The organism is Pseudomonadales bacterium, assembly GCA_013215025.1.
Lineage (GTDB): Bacteria > Pseudomonadota > Gammaproteobacteria > Pseudomonadales > DT-91 > DT-91.
Genome location: JABSRR010000138.1, coordinates 1 through 1875, shown reverse-complemented (window position 1 = coordinate 1875; position 1875 = coordinate 1). Strand labels below are relative to the sequence as shown.

General features: G+C 47.2%; 2 protein-coding genes and 4 tRNA genes. All 6 read right to left on the bottom strand.

The window, feature by feature from the left end:
• Nucleotides 1-154: 154 nt before the first annotated feature.
• Nucleotides 155-230 (bottom strand) — tRNA-Thr (locus HRU21_09180).
• 8 nt (nucleotides 231-238) lie between these two features.
• Nucleotides 239-312 (bottom strand) — tRNA-Gly (locus HRU21_09175).
• A gap of 77 nt (nucleotides 313-389) precedes the next feature.
• A tRNA-Tyr gene (locus tag HRU21_09170) sits at nucleotides 390-473 on the bottom strand.
• A gap of 18 nt (nucleotides 474-491) precedes the next feature.
• Nucleotides 492-567, bottom strand: a tRNA-Thr gene (locus HRU21_09165).
• Nucleotides 568-625: 58 nt separating this feature from the next.
• Nucleotides 626-1336, bottom strand: coding sequence for an SPOR domain-containing protein (locus HRU21_09160; protein NRA42459.1), 711 nt, complete (start codon nucleotides 1334-1336; stop codon nucleotides 626-628).
• Nucleotides 1337-1386: 50 nt separating this feature from the next.
• The coding region (locus HRU21_09155) for a type III pantothenate kinase (protein NRA42458.1) at nucleotides 1387-1875 on the bottom strand (489 nt) is incomplete at its 5' end.

Below are 1875 nucleotides of genomic sequence, written 5' to 3'. Positions count from 1 at the left end.
GTCGAACCCCCAACTTTCGGTTTTGGAGACCGACGCTCTACCAATTGAACTACTGGCCTAATACCTACAAAAAAAGAGGCGAAATATTACTAGTGCTCAGCCTAAGTGTCAAGCCAATTTTCGCCAAAGAAAATAAAGAGTTAAGGAAATAATTTGGAGCTCAAGAGCGGATTTGAACCGCCGACCTCACCCTTACCAAGGGTGTGCTCTACCAACTGAGCTACTTGAGCGAAGATAATGGAGCGGGTAGCGGGAATCGAACCCGCATCATCAGCTTGGAAGGCTGAGGTTCTACCATTGAACTATACCCGCGGATTCTTCACACCAATAAACGACGATTAATCCTCAATCATCAGCACTGGTATATACCGACATGCCAAGTCGATAAATGGTGGTGGGGGGTGGATTCGAACCACCGAAGCTTTCGCGTCAGATTTACAGTCTGATCCCTTTGGCCACTCGGGAACCCCACCACATACTAGCAATTAAAATGGAGCTGGTGACACGAATCGAACGCGCGACCTACTGATTACAAGTCAGTTGCTCTACCTACTGAGCTACACCAGCTCAACTGCTAGAAACCGAATGAACACAACACGTGCATGTCATTCAGAGGTTGCGCATTCTATTGAATGGCCGGCAAAAGCGCAAGAGTTTTGCATGCTTTTTCTTCAATTTTTACCTCAGCAACATCGACCCGAATTTGCTCTAGTGAGGCCATCTCAAACTGCTCTGTAGCCTCTTGATTAAGCGCAATATAGTAAGCTATTGCGGTCTGCTCTCGCTCAGCAACGGCAACCTCGTAGCCAGCGGCTTTGGCTTTTTCTGCCACCCCTTCAGCGGAGGCTAATTTACTAAACGTACCCAGCGCAACCGCATTGATATCGCTACCCGAGGGTACTGCATAACTGTCAAAACCATCCGACTTAAGCCGCTTGGCCAGAGCTAAAGCCGCTTGCCGAGTTGCCTGAGGCTCAATATAGGCCCAATATGTTGAAGGCATTTGCACGGTTTGCTCAACAATATTGGCCGCTTCAAAATAATCCAAGCGAATCCGCATCCGATCAGCCAATTGCGCGCTATCGAAAGCGCCGATCAAATAACAGATTTGCTTGCTGGCGGCCTCTTTTCTGCGTTGCTGCTCTGCAATACGAACTTTATCACGCGCTGCTAGCTCTGAATCTGACAATTCAGACAGCAGCGTTACCGTTGGCACTTGAGAAAAGTCAAACTCCACCTGCTCTGGCTGCTGTTGCATTTTTCGATCTTGTTGAAAAATAAACCATGCTAGTAAACAGCCATTAACTATAAACAGAAGGAAGATAAGCTTGCGCATTGAAATGTCCTTAGCAATAAACTCTGCATAGGGTAACGTAATTTTTTAGATTATTCTGCCGCCTGCATAGCAATTCTTGCCAAAGCAGAAAGCACTAGGGCATCGGCCAGCTGAACTTGGCCTGCATTAGCCATTAAATGAGGTGCAAGTTTATCTCGATCACCCCCAGTCAATAGCACTTTTCCATCAGGGTATTGCCGATAAAACGCGTCGATTTGCTGCCTACACCAAGCTAATAGCAACAAAAGCGTGCCATTAACTACGGCCTCGCCAGTGTTTAGCCCATAGCTCAAGCTGTCGTTTTCAGTCTGCTCACGCTCATATCGCACTTTAGCCGTCTTATCTAACAGGACTTGTCTAGACATATTCAGCCCAGGCACAATATAGCCACCCTGATGTCGACCATACTGATCAACCACATCAACTTTCGCTGCAGTACCCAGATCGATGACACAAACCGGCCCGTTGAACTGGTGATAGGCTTCTACCGCCGCCAAAAATCGATCGATACCCAATGTTTCGGGTTTACTATAAGCATT

What these genes read in the sequence shown, in the direction of transcription:
- HRU21_09160 (NRA42459.1), bottom strand. Translation starts at nt 1,336, where the DNA reads ATGCGCAAGCTTATCTTCCTTCTGTTTATAGTTAATGGCTGTTTACTA.